The organism is Raineya sp. (assembly GCF_053497555.1).
In genome coordinates, this window is the sequence record NZ_JBRCWE010000090.1 from 1 (window position 1) to 20,560 (window position 20,560).

A 20,560-nucleotide genomic window follows, 5' to 3' on the forward strand; every position below is an offset into this window, starting at 1 on the left:
CTGCCTCTGCTAATCAGTTTGATGATGTGCCAACCATAAGGCGAAAGCACAGGTTCGCTGATATCGCCCGGATTTTTGAGAGCAAAGGCGGCATTTTCAAATTCAGGAATAAGGTCGCCTACACCAAACTCGCGAAGCTGTCCGCCATTGTTTTTGGTGTTAGAATCTTCGGTAAATTGCTGAACAAGTTTGTTCCAATCCTCCCCTTTTTTGGCTTTTTCGTAAATTTCATACACTTTTTTGCGTAAAGCTATGGAATCTTCGGGAGAAATGCCTTTTGCGGTACGAAGCATAATATGAGCGGCAGTTACTTTACCACTATTAGGGCGGCGGTCAAGCACTTTGATAATATGATAGCCAAACTCTGTGCGTACAATATCCGAAATTTGCCCTTTGGGTGTTTTGTAAGCGGCAGTTTCAAATGGATATACCATTTTTAAGCCTGTAAAATATCCCAAATTGCCCCCATTGGCACTTCCCGAAGGGTCTTCGGAAAAATCTTGGGCGAGTTTTTCAAAACTTTCGCCTTTCAAGGCTCTTTCACGAATTTTTTTGATTTTTTCGTAAGCTGTGAGCGTATCTTTGGGGTCGGCTTCGGGATTTATGCGTATGAGTATGTGCGAAGCATTGATTTCTTCTTGCATTCTATCGTAAGCCTCACGCACCAATTTATCCGTAACTTCTTTGGGAATAAGATAAGGGCGAGCCAGTTGCACTTCGTAGCCGTAATATTCAGTCTGAAACTCGCGGGTAGTATCTATACCACTTTTGATACCGTCCCAAACTTTGAGCTTGAACTTGGTGTAAAGGTCAAGATATTCTCTCAAAGATTTTTCTACATACAAACTATCTTTGTTAGGGTTATTTTTTTCATAGACATACTTAAACTCCCCCACCGTAATAGGCATATCACCTACGTACATCAAAATAGGTTCTTGGTTTTTCTTTGTAGAAGTAGTTTTTTGGGTAGTTTTGCAAGCAAATAAGGCAATCAAATGGGCTACAAGCAAGAAGTAGATTTTCCTCATAAATGTTTAGCGTTTTCAAAAAGACTTGCAAGTTTAATTTTTTTTTGAATACAGAGCAAGAAAAAGGTGCAAGAGTTCTAAGATAACAAAAGCCCCTGTCTCAATTCCATTGGCTATGCTTGCTCCATTTGCTTTTTACATCATTTTCAAGAACCAGTGCTTTGGGAAAAAGTATTTCGTTTTCTATGTAAGCGTGCTGTTTGAGGTGCTTTTCTAATTCTTGCAAATACCAAAAAGTTACCTTCAGAAGCAAAGAGGCATCAGTAGGTAAGATGTAATCTTGGGTAATTTCTCGGATACCTTCCAGTTCGTCATCGTGGGTATCGTGAGCCACTGCAAAAGCCTGCAAAGAATATTTTTGCAAAAGTTCGTATTTCTGCACCGAATTAGTTTCCTGCAAAGCATTGATGTAGTAAAACAAATTATTCTCTTCTTCGCGTGTATGCAGTACGAAATCTTCGGCAAAAAGTGGAAACATTATTTGCAAGTCGTTGATAAGGCGTTGGTTTTGGGTATCTTTGCTTGAAAGTTGTTCTATCAGATGTTTTACAAAGGGAATTTTTTTTTGCAGAAAAATAACGTGCTGATATTTCAGATAGCTGATGAGCGTATCTAAAGAAGCATTTTTGAATTTGCGAGTATCCAAGGGCTTGAACGTATTATCCTCTTGCAACAATTTCTCTACATAAGGCAAACTTAAATTTTTTTGCTCACAGATTTGCTCCAAGACATCATTTTCGTGCAAATAAAAGGGTATGCCCAAAGTGTGTAGCGTATAGGCTTTGGCAAAATTTTGAGCTAATATTGCAGAAATCGTGCTTTTGGCGTACATTAAGCGTAATTGTTTTTAGTTTTTTTAGGAAGCAGAAACAAGAAGCAAGAGATTAAGCCAAAAAAGTGAAATCTTTGCACATCAAATTTGGAGTTTGTTGTTACAAAAATAAGCAATTTGCACTAAAACCCAAAAAACGAAAGATATTCTTGTTTGAGCCTTGCACCAATACCTGCTCTATCGGGGAAGATAGCTTTTCCGTTTTGCAAGAATACGCCATCGGCGAAGTCGTTGGAAACGAGCATAGAGCCGTCCATATCTACATAATCCAGCAGAGGCAAAAGTTGAGCCAATGCCGAAATGCCCACCGAACTTTCCGTCATACAACCTGCCATTACTTGAAAGCCTAAACTTTTGGCAAGTTGTATCATTTGCAGAGCAGGTGTTAGCCCTCCACATTTCGTAAGTTTGATATTGATGCCATCAAATACTGCTTTACATTTTTCAATATCTTCCAAAACCTGACAACTTTCATCTGCTATGATAGGCAAGGTTTTATATTTCTTCAAAATTTCCATACCATTCCAATCCGTTGGGGGAAGCGGTTGCTCCAAAAACTCAATATGAGTTTCGGCAAGCGTAGCAAAGTTTTGCAAAGTTTGCTCCACACTCCAAGAAGCATTGGCATCAACTCTCAAAATGGCATCGGTTTGTTTGCGTAAATCTTTCAAAAGGCTTATATCCGTATCTTTACCCATTTTCACTTTATAGATAGGAAAATCCACGCTTTGCATTTGGGCAAGCATTTCACTTTTTTCAGCAAGGCTCAAAGTATAGTTGGAAAGAGGTATTTGGCTATGTAAATGCAATCCCCAAAGCTGGTAAAGAGGCTTTTGGACTTTACGAGCCAAAAGGTCGTGAGCGGCAATATCCAAAGCACATTGAGCGGCGGGGTACTTATGTAAAAAGGGCTTAGCAAACTCCCAAAAAGCGGAGGCATCTTGCAAATCGTAACTTTCTATGGTTGTTTGGTATTGCTTTAATAGATTTTGAGCCTCTTTGGCAGTATAACCCAAATATCTCACTGGCACACCCTCGCCTATGCCCCAATTACCTTGCTCATCTTTCAGCACCACTATCAAACTTTCTGTTTGCTTTCGTGAGCCATAAGCCGTAGTGAAAGGAATTTTATTTTGAAGCGTGTAAATGAATGTATGCAATTGGAGCATTATGTCTATGCCTTTTCCGAAGTAACAATTTTTTTTCTTACAACGTATTCTTGTGTTTTGGAGGAGTTTGTAATAATCATTTCACCAATAAAGCCTGCCGTAAATAATTGTACGCCTATAATCATAGCTACGAGAGCTAAATAAAACAGCGGTTGCTCAGTAACATTCCGATAAGGTTCTTTTTGATAAATACTAATCACCTTATTGGCTATCAAGTAAAAAGCTATACCAAAACCTATCAGAAACGAAAGCACTCCCCAACCTCCAAAAAAGTGCATAGGACGCTTACGGAATTTGGTTACAAAGGTAATTGAGAGCAAATCTAAAAAGCCATATAGAAAACGCTCCATACCAAATTTGGTATATCCGTATTTTCGTGGGTGATGTTTGACTTTTTTCTCTCCTATTTTCTTGAAACCTACCGATTTGGCAATCACGGGAATATAGCGGTGCATTTCGCCATATACTTCAATGCTTTTTACCACCTGTTTTTTATAGGCTTTCAGCCCGCAGTTGAAATCGTGCAGAGGAATACCTGAAAACCAACGAGTTACAGCATTATAGAGTTTCGTAGGAATAGTTTTGGAAAGAGGGTCTTGGCGTTTTTGCTTCCAGCCCGAAACCAAATCATAGCCTTCTTGGGTTATCATTCGGTAGAGTTCGGGGATTTCTTCGGGGTCGTCTTGCAAATCAGCGTCCATTGTGATTACTACGCTACCTTGTGCGTGCTGAAAGCCTGTATGCAAAGCGGCAGATTTACCATAATTCCGATTGAAAGAAATAGCTTGCAAATGAGGTTCGCTTTGAGCTATTTGCTCAATAGCCTGCCAAGTATTGTCGTTGCTTCCGTCATCAACGATAACAATTTCGTAAGAAAAATGATTTTCCTGCATTACTCGCCGAATCCAAGCACAAAGTTCGGGTAAGGATTCGGCTTCGTTGTATGCAGGAATGACCACAGAAATATCGTACATAGCAAAAACGGAGTCAGGAAATAGGAAGCAGGAAACAAGAAACAGAGGCAATTTGTATTATGCCTCTAATCTTTCAGTCTTGAAGTTAAATTTTACAACTTTCTTTTTACTTCTCTTTGTTCAAAGACCTCAATTACATCGCCTTTCTGAATATCATTAAAGCCTCTGATACTCAAGCCACAATCGTAACCTGCCTTTACCTCAGAAACATCATCTTTGAAACGTTTGAGGCTATCCAGCTCGCCTGTATGCACTACAATTCCGTCACGTATCACGCGTATTTTGCTTTGGCGTTTTATCATTCCATCGGTAACCATACAACCTGCAATAGTACCTACTTTCTTGATATGGAAAATCTCACGTACTTCCACATTGCCCACGGTTACTTCCTCAATAGTAGGTGCAAGCATACCCTCCATAGCATCTTTTACTTCATTGATAGCATCGTAGATGATAGAGTATAGGCGAATTTCTACTTGCTCTTGCTCGGCGAGTTTCTTCGCTCCTGCCGAAGGACGCACCTGAAAACCAATAATTACAGCATCAGAAACAGCGGCTAAATTAACGTCCGTTTCTGTAATTTGCCCTACGGCTTTATGAATTACATTTACCTGAATTTCTTCGGTAGAAAGTTTGAGTAAGGAATCAGAAAGAGCTTCTACCGAACCATCAACGTCCCCTTTGATAATAATATTGAGTTGTTGGAAATTGCCCAAAGCTATTCGGCGACCAATATCGCTGAGCGTAAGGCGTTTGGTAGCTCTAATACTTTGCTCACGCAAAATCTGCTCACGTTTATTGGCTATTTCTTTGGCTTCTCTTTCAGTTTCCATTACTTGGAACTTATCGCCCGCTTGCGGGGCTCCGCTCAGACCAAGAATTTGCACGGGGGTTGAGGGACCCGCCTGTTTGATAGCTTTTCCGATATGGTCGGTCATTGCCTTGACACGTCCATACAAAGCTCCAACTAAAATAATATCCCCTACTTTGAGCGTTCCTGTTTGCACCAAAAGATTAGACACATAGCCTCTACCTTTGTCCAAACTCGCTTCAATAACGGTTCCTGATGCTTTTTTATTAGGATTGGCTTTCAGGTCTAAAATTTCAGCTTCCAAAAGCACTTTTTCCAAAAGTTCATCAATACCTTGCCCACTTTTAGAAGAAATTTCCTGACACTGATACTTTCCTCCCCATTCTTCTACTAAAATATTTTCAGCGGCAAGTTGCTCACGAATTTTATCAGGATTGGCAGTAGGTTTGTCTATCTTGGAAATTGCAAAAACAATAGGTACGCCAGCCAGTTGGGCGTGATTGATAGCCTCTTTGGTCTGAGGCATTACGTTGTCGTCAGCGGCAATTACAATGATAGCCACATCTGTAAGTTTAGCACCTCTGGCACGCATAGCCGTAAAGGCTTCGTGTCCGGGGGTATCTAAAAAGGTAATTTTTCGGTTATCTTTGGTAGTTACGCTGTATGCTCCTATGTGCTGTGTAATACCTCCCGATTCTTTGGCAACGATATTGGTTTTACGGATATAGTCCAAGAGGGAAGTTTTTCCGTGATCTACGTGCCCCATAACGGTAACAATTGGGGGGCGAGGAAGCAAATCTTCGGGTGCGTCTTCTTCTTCCTCCAAAGCCGCTTCTATTTCTTCTTCGGCAGAAATAAACTCAACCGTGTAGCCAAATTCATCAGCAATAATGGTAATAGCTTCGGCATCAAGGCGTTGATTGATAGAAACAAACATACCCAAAGCCATACATTTGGAAATTAGCTCATTGATAGAAACATTCATCAAATTGGCTAAATCCATCGCAGAAATAAATTCTGTTACTCGTAAATGGTTGCTTTGTTCTTGTAGTTCTGTTTCATTCTCACGCTCTTTTTTAAGGACTTTCTTGATAGATTTTTTCTTTTGCCCACCGCCCATACGAGCCAGCGTAGCCTTGATTTGTTCTTGAATTTCTTTTTCGCTTACTTCTTCTTTTTCAAAACGTGGCTTTTTCTTATCTTTCTCTTTGATGCCCTTATCTTTTTGGTCTTTATCTTTAAGTTCTTTTTTGGGTTCTTGTACCGCTACTTTGGCATCTAATTTTTCTTTCTTGATACGCTTACGTTTCTTTTTCTTTTTCTTTTCATCTTTGGCTTCATCTGTAGAAGCGACAGGTTTATTCTTTTTGAAAGACTTTTCTACGGGAAGTTCAATTTTATCAAGAACGGTCAGCCCTTTGAGCGTATCAGCCTTTGCCTTGATTACTTCTACTTCGGGTTCTTGAGTAGTTTTTTCTATAATTTCAGTTTGCGGTTCTGCTTTGGGTACTTCCTTGATAGTGGTGATAGGTTCTTGCTTCTTTTGTTCTTGAACTTTTTGTTCAAGCGGTTTGAGTTGCTTCTCTTCTTGCTTTTCTTTCTCTACTTTATTTTCTTTTTCTTGCTTTTTTTGATTTTCTTGCTTTTTGAAATTCTTTTCAGGTTGTTTTTTCTGCTCCTTTTTATCTTTTTTCTCGTCTTTGTGCTTATCCGATTTGTTTTTCTTATGAGCGTCCAAATCTATTTTACCTACCACCGTTAGCCCGATTTTAGGTTCAGTTTTGGGCATTTCATTGCTTTCTACTTTATTTTCGGTTAGTGGCACTTCCAGTGGTTTTTCTTCCTGAATAGGTTTAACATTAACTTCCTCGGTAGCAATAGGCTCTACTACTTTGCTTTCTGTTTCTTTTTTAGTGGTAGTTTCCGCAGGAAATAGAGGGGTGAGTTCTTTGGTTTTTTCTTTTTCAGCCTGTTGCTGTTTTTTTATTTTGCTTTCAAGGGTTTTGGTCATAGAAGCAATATGCTCCGCTTCTTTTTTTTCTAAAAAAGAACCGCGAAACTCTTTTTCTAAAACTTCTATTTCTTTGTTTCCCAACTTGCTATTAGGATTGTAATCGCCACCAAAACCCTTGTTTTTGAGGGTTTCAACGATTTTTTCGGTAGCTACATTGAATTGTCTTGCCGCTTGGCTTAATCTCATTGTTTTTTCCTCCGACATAATAAATTTTTGTGGTAAATGACGCTTAATAATGCTTTTTAGTAAAGGCTGGACGAGAAAAAGGTGGTTTTATGTGTTTGAAAGCACAAAGGTACGCAAATTCTATCAAACTACAAATTTTTGGTTTTGTTTTTGGCTTTTGGGTGTCCTGTAAGGTTTCAGTAGCTTACAGGACAAGCCCTTTTATTCGTTTTCTTCTTCCTCTTCTTCCTCAAATTCACGTTTAATAATTTCCAAAATTTCATCAACTTGCTCTTCTTCTAATTCCGTACGCTTGATGAGGTCTTCTCTGCCCACTGCCAAAACACTCTTGGCAGTATCCAAACCTATTCTACGCAGTTCTTCAATTTTCCAAGCCTCAATTTCGTCCTCAAATTCTTGCAAATCAATATCCTCCTCGTCCATTTCCGACTCATCAATATCTCGCCAAATATCTATTTCTTTGCCAATAAGTTTGCCCGCCAATTTAATATTTAAGCCATTTTTACCAATAGCCATAGATACTTGGTCGGGTTTGAGATATACCGAAACTCTGCCATTTTCTTCAATCTTGATAGAGCTGATTTTGGCAGGACTCAAAGCACGCTGAATGTATAGCTCCAAATTATCGGTATAATTGATAACATCAATGTTTTCGTTATGTAGCTCACGGACAATAGAGTGAATTCTTGAACCTTTCATACCTACGCAAGCTCCTACGGGGTCTATTCTGTCGTCATAAGTTTCTACGGCTACTTTGGCTCTTTCGCCGGGTTCGCGTACTACTTTACGAATAATAATTTGCCCTTCGTAAATTTCAGGAACTTCCTGCTCAAACAAGCGTTCTAAAAATTTAGGTGAAGTACGCGAAAGGGTAATACGCGGTGCCCCATTGATAAGTTCTACTTTTTCAATAACTGCTTTTACGGTATCACCTTTGCGGTATCGGTCTTTGGGTATTTGATGATTTTTTGGCAAAAGCAGTTCATTCCCTTCACTATCTGTAACAATAATATCTTTGCCTACAATCTGATAAACTTCACCTACCAAAATTTCACCCACACTATCTTTGTATTTTTCGTAAAGATTGGTTTTCTCTAAATCTTTGATTTTCTGAATGAGGGTTTGTCTGCCCATTTGTACTATTCTCCTGCCAAATTTGCTAATATCAATGGGTTCGGCATATTCTTCGCCAATTTCAAAGTCATCTTGCACTTTTCGTGCCTCTGTAAGGCTAATAAGATTAGGATTGTGAGCAAGTTCGGGTTCATTATCTGCCACGATTTGGCGATAATGGAAAATTTCTAAATCCCCATTCGGATTGATAATCACCTCAAAATTTTGGTCTGTACCATACTGCTTACGAATCATTGATTTGAAAACATCTTCCAAAACACTAATCATCGTAGGGCGGTCTATGCCTTTTTGTTTGGCAAATTCCATAAACGATTCGGTGAGTTCCTTGTTATTTACCATAATTGTTGTATTTTTTGGATTCGCAGTGGAAACAAGAAAAATTTATCTAAAAGAAATTACAACTTTGGCAGAAGCAATATCGCTCCAAACAATTTGATGAAGCACGCTTTGAGCCCTCTTACCTTTGCCTGTGGTTTGCTGAAGTGTGATAGTATCATTTTCAACACTTTTGAGCGTACCTTCGTAGTTCTGATTATCTTTGGTAGCAATTTGTAAAGTTCTGCCAATGTGTTGGGGCAATTGGCGTAGCATTTTAAGCGGATTTTCGGCACCGGGCGAAGATACCTCCAAAACATACTTGCTTTCAATCCAATTCTGCTCCTCTATGATATTTCCCAACGCTCTGCTTGTTTTGGCACATACTTCAATATTTACACCCTTATCACCATCTAAAAGTACGCTCACTTTGAGCTTTTCTTTCAGTTCCTTGATAATCACATCTACCACAAAAAACTCCTTTTCCAAAAGGCTTTCTGTGGCTTGCCATATATTTTGCTTCAAGGCTTCAATATCCATAGCAGAAATTTTATCAGGCAAAAACAAAAGGGGACTTATGCCCCCTTTCAAACTTGCGTTGCAAAGTTACAAATAAAAATGCTTTTTGCAAATTTTTCTTTTATTTTTTTAACTTTTTTGCCAAAAATCTTGCAGTATGATTTTGCGAAGCAATGGCTATCATCTGTTCGGGTGTGCCTGCAAAACAAATTTTACCACCACGCTTCCCCCCTTCGGGTCCCAAATCTATAATCCAATCGGCAGATTTAATAATTTCTACATTGTGTTCAATCACAAGCACCGAATTTCCATTTTCTACAAGCAGTTGCAAAGCTGTAAGCAATTTTTGTATATCGTGAAAATGTAATCCTGTTGTAGGTTCATCAAAAATAAAGAGTTTCTTGCCTTGTTTGCTCAAATTACTATCCAAGAACGAAGCCAACTTTATTCTTTGAGCCTCCCCTCCCGAAAGCGTATCAGAAGATTGCCCTAACTTTACATAGCCCAAACCCACTTTTTGCAAAGGCTTCAGACGCTCTACAATTTTAGGCTCTTTGGCAAAAAATTCTATGGCTTCATCAACGGTTAAATCCAAAACTTCTGTGATGTTTTTCCCTTTGTAAGTAACCTCCAAGACACTCTCTAAGAATCGTTTGCCTTTACAAGCCTCACAAGGCAGAAAAATATCTGCCATAAATTGCATTTCAATCTTTACCACTCCTTCGCCTTTGCACACTTCGCAACGTCCCCCTTCTACATTAAAAGAAAAAATACCTGCTTTGTAGCCTCGCTGTTTGGCAAGTGGCTGGGCGGCAAATAGCTCCCTTATCAAATCGTAGGTTTTGCTATACGTAGCAGGATTGGAACGTGAGGATTTTCCAATTGGGTTTTGGTCAATGTATTCCACCCCTTTAAGCAAATTCAAATCTCCTTCCAAACTATCGTAAGCCCCTATCTCGTTTTCTTCCGAAAAAGTGAGGTCAAAATGTTTGGCAAGAGCAGGCATCAAAACCTTCTTGACAAGCGTAGATTTACCCGAACCCGAAACACCCGTTATCACACAAAAAATCCCCAAAGGAATTTGTACATCAATATCTTGCAAATTGTTTTCCCTTGCTCCTTTTACCCAAATGCTATTTGCCCATTTGTGGCGAAAAGTAGGTATAGCGATTTGGTCTTTACCGCTTAAATATCTGATGGTTTTGGATAAAGGAAATTTTTGGGTGTCAAAATCATTTTTATTACCCTGAAAAACAATATCCCCTCCTCTTGCTCCCGCTTCGGGACCAATATCTATAATGTAATCCGCTACTTGCATAAGTTCCTCTTCGTGCTCTACAACCACCACAGTATTGCCTAAATTGCGAAGTTGTAAGAGAACTTCAATGAGTTGTTGGGTATCGCGAGGGTGCAAACCTATGCTGGGTTCATCAAGGATATACATAGAACCCACCAAAGCACTGCCCAAAGCCGTAGCAAGTTTTATTCGCTGAAACTCCCCTCCCGAAAGCGTTGCTGTAGCTCTATTGAGCGTTAGATAGCCCAAGCCCACTTTTAACAAATAATTCAAGCGGTTGCGAATTTCTGTAAGAATGCGTTTGGAAACTTTCTGCTCAAATTCATCAAGTTTGAGCTTTTCAAAGAAATCTGCTACCTCTTCCACGGGCATCAGGAGAAGCTCTTGCAAAGATTTTCCACCAATTTTTACATAAGAAGCATCTTTGCGTATGCGTGTGCCTTTACACTCGGGGCAAATGGTACGACCTCGGTAACGATACAAAAGAATACGATATTGAATTTTATAGCTTTCGCTCTCCAAAAACTTAAAAAAGTCGTTGATGCCGTAGATAGTATCTTTTTCTTTTTTTCCTTTTTTGCCTTGCCAAAGCAAATCTTTTTCGGCTTCGGAAAGGTCTTTGTAAGCTCTATGAATCGGGAAATCGTAGAGTAGGGTTGCTTTACGCATAAAATCTTTTTTCCACTCTCCCATTTTTTCGGTTCGCCAAGGGGCTACTGCATCTTCATAGACAGAAAAATTGGGGTTAGGGATAACCTGTTTTTCACTGATACCCAAAATATTACCAAAACCCTCACAAGTTTTACAAGCCCCATAAGGATTGTTGAAATTGAAAAAGTGAATGGTAGGCTCTTCAAAGGCTATGCCGTCCAGTTCAAATTTATCGGAAAAAGTTCTTTTTTCAACACCTACAAATTCTATGAGGCACTCTCCTGCTCCTTCAAAAAACGCTGTTTGTACCGAATCTGCAATACGAAAACGGCTTTCCTCATCATTATGCTTTACAGAAGTTCTATCAATGAGTACAAAGACATTTTCCCAATGCTTTTGAGCCAATTCCTTGCCTTTTTGCTCCAAAAACTCCTCAATAAATACCACTTCGTCGTTTAGTAGAATTCTTGTAAAACCTTTTTGCAGAAGGATTTGTAGCTCTGTTTCAAGGGTTCGGTCGTAAAGATTTTTCAGCGGGCTGGCAATGATGACTTTTTGTTCTTCAGGAAAAGTAAAAATGTAATCCGTAACGCTATCTACGGTGTCTTTGCGAACTTCTTTGCCCGAAACAGGCGAAAAAGTCTTGCCTATACGAGCATAAAGTAATTTGAGGTAGTCGTAAATTTCGGTGGTTGTACCTACGGTAGAACGCGGATTTTTAGAACTTACCCTTTGCTCAATGGCGATAGCAGGCGAAATACCTCTGATATATTCCACTTCGGGCTTTTGCATACGAGCCAAAAATTGCCTTGCATAAGCACTCAAACTTTCTACATACATTCTTTGCCCTTCGGCAAAAAGCGTATCAAACACCAAAGAAGATTTGCCCGAACCCGAAACACCTGTTACCACTACCAACTTATTACGAGGAATGGCTACATCTATATTTTTTAGATTGTGTAACTTTGCACCCTTGATAAGTATAAATTCTTTGGTAGAAAGATTTTCAAAATTATCTTTTGGAAACTCAACAGCCGATTGCATATAAAAGCCATTTAAGAATATTTTTTGCGGAACTCTAATCGTTTCAGTTCTCTTTGCAGTATGATTTCAACAATTTTTTCAGCATCTTGTTTGGCAAAAGCCTCTGAAAATTCGTTTTCAGGTAAATCTAAGCGATAGGCAACTTGCAGAAGCCTTTCAGGGGCTTTTTGTAAAAGATTTTTCACAAAAAACAAAAGATAATTTCGCAATTCGTCCCAAGAAAGCAAGGCTTGCGGCGTAAAATCTTCACAATGCTTTTGCAAATGGTTTTGAAGGAGTTCTAAATCTTGAAGCATCTGTATTTTTTGGCAAAGGTAAAGAAAAAAGTCCTCTTTTACAGAGGACTTTTACAATTTTTGTTTGCTAATTTCTGACAATCTTGTATAGCTCTCGTGAGCTTGTCCCTTTCACTTCTACCAGATACACGCCTTGTGGTAAGAGAGAGAAATCTATTTGATTTTCGCCAAACTTCAATTCCATTACTCGCAAGGTTCTGCCGTGTACATCTTGGATTTTAACTTCCAAGTTTTCTTGCAAGCTATTTACAAACAAAATATCACGTGTAGGATTGGGATAGATACCTGCCAGCAAATTAGACTTTTCGGAAGAAAGTGAAACGATACGCGAGTAAGCAAATTTGCCGTCTTTATCTATCTGCTTGATACGGTAGTAAATTTTGCCTGTAATTTTACTGCTCAAGCCTCTATCTTCAAATACATAACGGTTTTCGGATTTCTTTTTAGCAGAAACTTGACCAACTTTTGTAAATTCTCGGGCATCAAAACTTCTTTCTACTTCATAAAAATCGGTGTTGATTTCGCCGAGTGTATTCCACAAAACTTCGGGAATACGATTTTCGTTGTAGCGAGCCTGAATACTTAAAAACTCTACAGGCAAAGGATTGACAATATCCGAAATTGTCCAAGGCGAAAACGCCGTGATATTGATAGGAATACTGCTAATCAGTGGAGTTGTGGTAGGTGCGGCAAAAATTGGACTACGAATTTCCCATACGGTTCCATTGTTACGCCAAGCCTGCAACTGATTGACATCTTTGCCATTGTTGATAGCAGGCAACCAACGAAACTCCACGCCGTTTCTACCATTAGCCACCGAAGGCTCAATGTACCAAGTACAGGCAATAGAAGTAAATGTACCTACTATCTGAATACCTGCAACATCTGAAACTCTCAACAAATCTAATACGCCCAAATCTGCCCCTGCAGGTAAATTCAGACCTAAAAAGTCAAAAGCACCTACACCAACATTGCGAATAGTTCGGGCACGCCCTAAAATTCGGCTATTATTTTTTTCGCCAACCGTAAGTGGATTAGCGGCGGGGTCTATGGCAACAGGTGTAAAATTAAGCGTATTGGCATTGGTCTGAATGTATCCGTCATTGAAAATTACTTGGTTGTTGATAGTCAGGTCGCCAAGCATATTAAGTGTTTTTCCTGAACCATTCATTTCCCAGTTTTCACTGATAACAGGCGAAGCCCCCACAGGTACAAAATCGGTATCGTAAGCCGTAAGAGGTCGGTCTGTGGCAGAACCATCATCAAAATAAGTACCTTGTTCAACATTTAAGGTAAATCCATCGGCATTGATAACATTAGTGCCTCTACGAATACGAGGTGAAGCCGTAAAAGCAGGTGCAATAAAAGAGGCTTGCGTAACAAACACGTGGTTAGGTTTTACGGTTACAAAGCCCAAAGGAGCATAGTCTATGGTATGCTGAATGCGATTTTCAAGCAAAATAAGATTGGGATTAGACATAGCCGTAGGCAATTGCAAGCCCGAACCTACATCATATAAATTATGAACAGCATTGAAATTTACATTTACACTTGCCATTGTAGTAGCAGGAATACCCGATACCCATACACCTGCGTAAGGATTGGGGAAAGCAGGTGCAAGCGGAAGTGCAAGCGTTGATGAGTGGGTGTTTCCAAAAAAAGCATCTAAGGCAATAAATCTTGAAATATTGGGGTGAAATCTATTTTCCTGCCCTGCCGAACCAATAGTGATATTGTTAAATGCAGGATTAGCCCCACTATGATGATTAGCAAAAAGCAAAGCTATCCCTCCCAATAAGCTACTATGATTGAACGTATTGTTCAGGATAGAAATATTGCTCACCGTCATTGCAGGACCAGAAGCAACAGCGAAAGTGCGATTTTTGGTATTAACAACTATATGGTTGTAAGTGGTAGAAGTAGCTCGTGGCGTAAATGTATTATTGTTAATATTCACATTCATAGAACGCCCCAGCCAAATACCTACATTCGGATGCCCTGAAATGGTATTATTGTTGATATTAACAATAGAATTAGCATTGTAGTTATCTTTGATTTCTATTACAGAAAAAGAAACCGTATCAGGAACAAAAGCAGGAACACTAAGATTATTGTTGGCAATATTATGTGTTGTATTAGCAACAGGAATATTCATTTCAATAGCCGCCTGATTGAGAGATAATATGGTATTGTTAGTAATATTAGAATTTCCTCTTACATCTGCCCACTGCAATCCATACCAGCCTCCACCCGTAATGGTATTATTGCTCACAGTACCATAGTTGCCAATAATTCTAATACCTACCCTAAAAAAAGAATTGTTTGCAACATCATTCGTAATAATGTTGTTTTGAATATTTACGAAATTGTTGCCCGGTGTAAAGAAAATGATGTTATTTTCTGAAAGGCGAATGCCGTAAGCGTGTGCATCTACGCTATTAGGAACATTGTTGATATTTTCTATGTAATTATTGAAAATCTCTAAATTGTTGTAGGACCCGGGAGTAGCGTGGTTTGCCACAAAAATACCGTGCCTACCATTGGTGCTTGTACCACCTGCTCCATTTACTTGTAAATGTAAATGTTCAATAGTGATATTCGGTGCAGAAGCTATCAATATGCTTTCACAAGGAGCTTGCATAATCAGAATAGGGCGTGGTGCTACACCTCCATTGCCTAATAAATGAATAGCCTTATTTACCAAAATATCTGCATCAATAGTATAGTTTGGCAGACCAGAACGAATATCCAAAACATCTTTGAAGGCAGTATTGGCTATAAGAATTCCTTGCCTAATAGGACCAATTGCGGTTGAGGTTTCTGTAGGAGTAGCTCTGTAAGTTTTAGAACTATTGATTTGCACTCCTCTTTGTCCCGAAGCGTTGCCAGCTACATCATCTAAATCTACTGCCGCCCAAGGATTAAATGCTACGTTACTATTTGTAGTCGCCGAAAATTCAGGGAAATTGGGTGCGGTAACACCAGGGTTAGCAACTAAATAGCTTTCAATATCTGTTAAAGCAAATGCTACATTTCCTAACCAGTTCCCAGTATAATCGTTGAGGTTATTAGGGAGAAAATTGGAATTTTGAAGTAATCTCATTGCTTTGAAAGTATAGCTTGTTACATTATTGTAACGAACAATATTTCCATTAGCTGTTGTTGAATTGTCCCTATCAAAATAAAGTGTATTAGCGTGTCCAGTAATTGAAGGACTACTATTCGCCGTACCTGCATTGATATTTCCGCCTTGTAGTTGAATACCAATCTGACAGCCTGTTATTCTGTTATTTAAGATTCTATGATTATTCCCTCCTGCCACGATACCAAAACCATTTCCCTGATTTCCTCCACAAGTGCCACAAGTTCCACTACCTGGTTGTATATTTTCTATGGTGTTATTGGCTACAAAAACTCCCGCTGGTTCAGGGAAAGCGGCAACTCCTTCTCTCCTACAAATTATAGCTATTCCTGCTACATCTCTTGAACCATTTCCTGTAGAAGACTGAAAAATGCGATTATCCGAAACTACTACTCTCCCCCCCCCTGTATTAGAACTATTACCTGTAGTATTTTTAAGTTCTATCCCAAAACGTGCATTACCTGTAAGTTCTACAATATTATTGGTAATTTCTATTACATTACTAGCAGGTGAGGAATAACCTTCATAAATTGCTAACTGGGAGTCCCCATTATTACGAAACTCGCAACCACTGACAACAAAACTACCACTTAAAGATTGACATATACCAATATCAAAACCTACTAAACCATTATTATTAAACTCTGAATTACTCAATGTAAGGTTGGATATGGAAATATTGTTGTTAAAAAGAAATATACCCCTTGTAACCGTACCTACATTATTATTAAATCTTGAGTTTTGTATAACAAAATTGCTGAAATTATGACTAAATGTAGCAAATACACCGTGACTGGCGTTTCCACTCACAGAAATGCTATTAAAAGTGAGGTTTTGAATATTTGTTGCAGTATTGCTGAAATAAATGCCGTTTTGAAAATTAGTGATAGTAAGATTAGAAATTGTAACGTTGTTTATAGATGTAGTAACATTTATTCCATAGCCCGTACCCGTTCCTTGAATGATAGTTACACCTATACCTTGCCCTATAAGGCTAACGGATTTATTCAAAGTACAACCATCATAAGTACCATTATCAATGTTAATCACATCACCATTTGAGGCGGTTGCTATTGCATTATTAATTGTCAATTTGGCAGAAGCCCAAGAGAGACCATTATTAGAATCATTCCCAGTAGTGGAAACATAATAGTGAGTTTGAGCTTTTACAATAATACAAAGTAAAAATGCAAGAGATGATAAACTTAGCTTTTTCATACTAGTTTTAGTTTTAAGATTAAACAACTATCTTTCAGCAAAATATATTTTGCAAAGTTTTACTCTAAAAGTTAAATGGTTTGGACAAAATAATAATGAGGAAAACTAAAAAGAATAGCGTCAATTTGTATAAAAATACAAATAAGAGAATAGTTGTTTAATAGAGCTTTGCCTATTTATACTCCGAAACTTGGGAAGGTAACCAAAAATTTTACATTTTTTTGAAAAAAAAAGTGTATTTTTTTTGAAAATCAGCAAATTAAAAATTAAGAAATTCTCCGAATTTCTGCACCAATGGCATTGAGCCTGCCGTCAATGTTTTCGTAACCTCTATCAATCTGTTCGCTATTTTCAATAATGCTTACTCCTTCGGCGGAAAGAGCCGCTATGAGCAAGGCTACCCCCGCCCGAATATCAGGCGAACTCATTTTAATCCCTCGTAAAGGATATTTACGATTGATGCCTATTACCGTAGCCCTATGGGGGTCGTTTAAGATAATTTGAGCCCCCATATCAATCAGTTTATCTACAAAAAACAAACGACTTTCAAACATCTTTTGATGAATAAGCACTGTTCCTTCTGCTTGAATAGCCGTAACAAGTACAATGCTTAGCAAATCAGGTGTAAAGCCAGGCCAAGGAGCATCATCAACTTTCAGAATAGAACCATCGATAAAAGTGCTAATCTGATAATTTTTTTGTGCAGGAATAAAAATATCATCACCTCTAAACTCCATTTCTATACCCAACTTACCAAAAACTCTCGGAATACAACCCAAATACTCTATACCACAATTTTTGATAGTAATTTCGGAGGCAGTCATTGCGGCAAGACCAATAAAACTACCCACTTCAATCATATCGGGCAAAATGGTGTGTTCGGTGCCTTGCAGGCTTTCTACCCCTTCAATGGTAATCAAATTAGAGCCAAGCCCTGAAATTTTAGCCCCCATTCGGCAAAGCATACGGCACAACTGCTGAATGTAAGGCTCGCAAGCGGCGTGATAAATCGTAGTAGTGCCTTTGGCAAGTACCGCCGCCATTATGATATTGGCTGTTCCTGTTACAGAAGCCTCATCAAGCAGAATGTATTTGCCTTGCAAATTAGAGGCATCTATTTCATAAAATTCGGTTTTGGGGTTGTAATTGAACTTTGCTCCAAGTTCCTGAAAGCCCAAAAAATGTGTATCCAAGCGTCTTCTGCCAATTTTATCGCCACCGGGTTTAGGAATTTTGCTTTTACCAAAACGGGCAAGCAAAGGTCCTAAAATCATTATAGAACCTCGTAAAGCAGAAGCCTTTTGAGTATAGGCAGGCGTTTCCAGATACTCTAAATTGATATTGCGAGCCTCAAACCGATAGGAATGAGAGTTAATTTTATCAACTTTTACACCTAAATCTTGCAGAATTTCTATAAGTTTAAGCACATCTCGTATCTGCGGAATATTATGCACAACTACGGGTTCGGGGGTAAGCAACACTGCACATAAAATTTGTAGAGCCTCATTTTTTGCTCCCTGAACGCTCAATTCTCCTTGAAGCGATTTGCCACCTATTACTTGAAATGCAGACATTTTTGTTTGTGGATTTAGACATTGAAAATTGATTGCAAGCAACCACACAATAGTAGTGAGGTTATCACTTTATATTTCAAATTACTTCAAATTTTTTTCCAAATAATCGGTATAAAGAGTAAATAAAAGCAAGCGACTTTGCCAACTATACGCTACGCCGTGATTACCGGGCGGAAAGATACGCAAATCAACATCTTTACCTGCATCAATCATTGCTTTCGTAAGTTGGAAAGTGTGCTTTACGTGTACATTCTCGTCCATTGCCGAATGTACCAAAAGCATTTTGCCCTTAAAATTCTTAACATAATTCATACAAGAGGAAGCCACATATTTGGCATCGTTTTCGGGCAAAAGTCCCATATAACGCTCCGCATAAATGCTATCATACAGACGCCAATCGGTAACAGGTGCCCCTACAATGGCTACCTTGAAAATATCCGGATAATTCAGTATTGTAAAAGCCGACATATAGCCACCGTAGCTATGCCCACGAATAGCAATACGATTGGCATCTACAAAGCCTTGCTTTATCAGAAATTGAGCAGTCTCGGCAAAATCTTTGCTTTCGTATTTGCCAAGTTGTTCATAAACAATCTTTTCAAAAGCATAACCATATCCCCCACTGCCTCTGTTATTTATGCTTGCAACAACATAACCTTGTTGAGCTAAATATTGTTCCCAAGCGTCTCTACCAAATTCATTATACACACTCTGAGCCCCAGGCCCGCCGTAGATATTCAGAACCAAAGGATATTTTTGGTTAGGATTGAAATTCTGAGGTTTTACAAGGTAAATATCAATTTTTTGCCCATCGGAAGTAGTAAAGTTGGTAAGTTCACGAGGCGAATAGGCATTTTCTTGAATAAATTTGCTCACTTCGGCATTCTCTACCATTTTTTTGAGCATTTTAGGTGTTTTAGCCACTTCCCAAAGCTCTACTTGCATAGGTGTGGTAGTATTGGAGTATCTATCCAAGTAATATTTACCATTCGGCGAAAAATCAATGATATGCCTTCCTGCAACTTGTGTGAGACGGCGTTTGTTTTTTCCTAAAAAATCTATTTCGTACAAATGTCTTTCCAAAGGAGAACTTTCCGTAGAAGTGTAAAAAATTTTCTTATTTTTAGCATCAACATTATGCACAAAAACTACTTCCCAATTGCCTTTGGTAACTTGTCCAAGTATTTTTCCGTTGTAATCGTATCGGTACAAATGAGCAAAGCCATCGCGTTCGGAAATCCAAAAGAACTCTTGTACCCCTTGCGGAAAAAAAGCATAGTGCATAATACCTGCAAAGAAATCAAATACATCTATCCACGCTTTGGAAGTTTCTTCCATAATGAGTTTTGCCTCGCCATTTTGTACATTGGTAAAATACAATTTCAGATGATTTTGCTTGCGATTGAGATGCATTACTGCCAGTTGCCCTGCTACCGAAGTCCAATAAATGCGTGGAATATAGCCATCGCCTAAATCTACTTTTGCCCAAGTACGCTGATTTTTTTCCACATCAATCATTCCGATTTTCACAAGCGGATTGTTATTGCCCACTTTGGGATAAGGTAGTTTTTCGTAAGTATCGGCAAGTCCGCTGTAATCAGTCATTTGGAAAATCGGAACGTTGCGTTCATCAGTTTGCCAAAAAGCGATATAACGGCTATCAGGCGACCATTCCCAAGCCTGAGCCAAACCGAACTCTTCTTCATATACCCAACCAAAACGCCCATTCCATACGTTTTCTTGGGCATCGGAAGTAAGTTGTGTTTCTTTTTGGGTGGCAAAATCAAATACAAAAAGATTGCCCCCTTTTTCATAGGCTATTTTTTTGCCATCGGGGGAAAGCTCGGCTGAATGAGCATCTTTGGCAGCAAGTTTGAGCGTTTTAGCCGTTACATCATAAAAATAATAGTCCGAAATACCCGAACGGCGATAAATAGGACGAAAATTGGTTTGAAAAAGCAAGTATTTACTATCCTTTGACCACTGGAAAGCACTATAACTGAAATTTTGGTTTTTATCAGGAAACTTCAAACCCGAAGCACTGAAAATAACTTCTTCTTTGCCTTCTTTGGGCGAAAAAACCTTGATTTCCCCTACTCCTTCTATAAAAGAAAACTTTTCCCCGCCCTCAATCCAATTTACACTTCTGGGTCCGAAACTACCTGTAAGTTTCCCTCCCGAACTCAAAGCCTCTTGAAGCGAAGCAAAACGCTTTTTTTCTTGGGCTTGAGCGGTAAAGAATGTAAGCAAAACAGCAAAGCCAAATAGTAAAAATCTTTTTTGCATAAATCAACAGTTAAGATTACCTTGCAAATAAACATATTCTCGCCAAAAGAAAAAAGTTGGCTTGAAAAAA

The 20,560-nt window shown here is 38.8% G+C and carries 12 protein-coding genes; all 12 read right to left on the minus strand.

What is annotated here, in order from left to right; translation table 11 throughout:
* On the minus strand, positions 1 to 1,028 hold a 1,028-nt coding region (locus ACWITO_RS11605), incomplete at its 3' end, for a peptidylprolyl isomerase (protein ID WP_448530161.1).
* A 100-nt stretch (positions 1,029 to 1,128) separates the two neighbouring features.
* On the minus strand, positions 1,129 to 1,860 hold the full coding sequence (locus tag ACWITO_RS11610) for an iron-sulfur cluster repair di-iron protein (RefSeq protein ID WP_448530162.1): 732 nt from the start codon (positions 1,858 to 1,860) through the stop codon (positions 1,129 to 1,131).
* 122 nt (positions 1,861 to 1,982) lie between these two features.
* Entirely contained in the window at positions 1,983 to 3,029 is a 1,047-nt protein-coding gene (locus ACWITO_RS11615; RefSeq protein WP_448530163.1) for a dipeptide epimerase, read from the minus strand.
* 5 nt (positions 3,030 to 3,034) lie between these two features.
* Positions 3,035 to 4,003, minus strand: a complete 969-nt coding sequence (locus ACWITO_RS11620) for a glycosyltransferase family 2 protein (protein ID WP_448530164.1) — start codon at positions 4,001 to 4,003, stop codon at positions 3,035 to 3,037.
* Positions 4,004 to 4,095: 92 nt separating this feature from the next.
* Complete coding sequence (infB, locus tag ACWITO_RS11625) at positions 4,096 to 7,032, minus strand: translation initiation factor IF-2 (protein ID WP_448530165.1); 2,937 nt, start codon at positions 7,030 to 7,032, stop codon at positions 4,096 to 4,098.
* Between the two features lie 183 nt (positions 7,033 to 7,215).
* Positions 7,216 to 8,487, minus strand: coding sequence for a transcription termination factor NusA (gene nusA / locus ACWITO_RS11630; RefSeq protein WP_448530166.1), 1,272 nt, complete (start codon positions 8,485 to 8,487; stop codon positions 7,216 to 7,218).
* A 42-nt stretch (positions 8,488 to 8,529) separates the two neighbouring features.
* Positions 8,530 to 9,003 (minus strand): ribosome maturation factor RimP, encoded by a 474-nt coding sequence (locus ACWITO_RS11635; RefSeq protein ID WP_448530167.1) that lies wholly within the window; start codon positions 9,001 to 9,003, stop codon positions 8,530 to 8,532.
* 100 nt (positions 9,004 to 9,103) lie between these two features.
* Positions 9,104 to 11,974 carry an excinuclease ABC subunit UvrA gene (uvrA, locus tag ACWITO_RS11640; RefSeq protein WP_448530168.1) on the minus strand — a complete coding sequence of 957 codons (2,871 nt, stop codon included), beginning with the start codon at positions 11,972 to 11,974 and terminating at the stop codon, positions 9,104 to 9,106.
* An 11-nt stretch (positions 11,975 to 11,985) separates the two neighbouring features.
* The gene (locus tag ACWITO_RS11645; protein WP_448530169.1) at positions 11,986 to 12,270 is read right to left on the minus strand and encodes a hypothetical protein; all 285 of its coding nucleotides are present in this window, start codon (positions 12,268 to 12,270) and stop codon (positions 11,986 to 11,988) included.
* Positions 12,271 to 12,337: 67 nt separating this feature from the next.
* Entirely contained in the window at positions 12,338 to 16,630 is a 4,293-nt protein-coding gene (locus ACWITO_RS11650; RefSeq protein ID WP_448530170.1) for a T9SS type A sorting domain-containing protein, read from the minus strand.
* Positions 16,631 to 16,896: 266 nt separating this feature from the next.
* A complete protein-coding gene (gene murA, locus ACWITO_RS11655) occupies positions 16,897 to 18,204 on the minus strand; it encodes a UDP-N-acetylglucosamine 1-carboxyvinyltransferase (protein WP_448530171.1) in 1,308 nt (435 codons plus the stop codon).
* 81 nt (positions 18,205 to 18,285) lie between these two features.
* Positions 18,286 to 20,490, minus strand: coding sequence for a S9 family peptidase (locus ACWITO_RS11660; protein WP_448530172.1), 2,205 nt, complete (start codon positions 20,488 to 20,490; stop codon positions 18,286 to 18,288).
* Between the last annotated feature and the right edge of the window lie 70 nt (positions 20,491 to 20,560).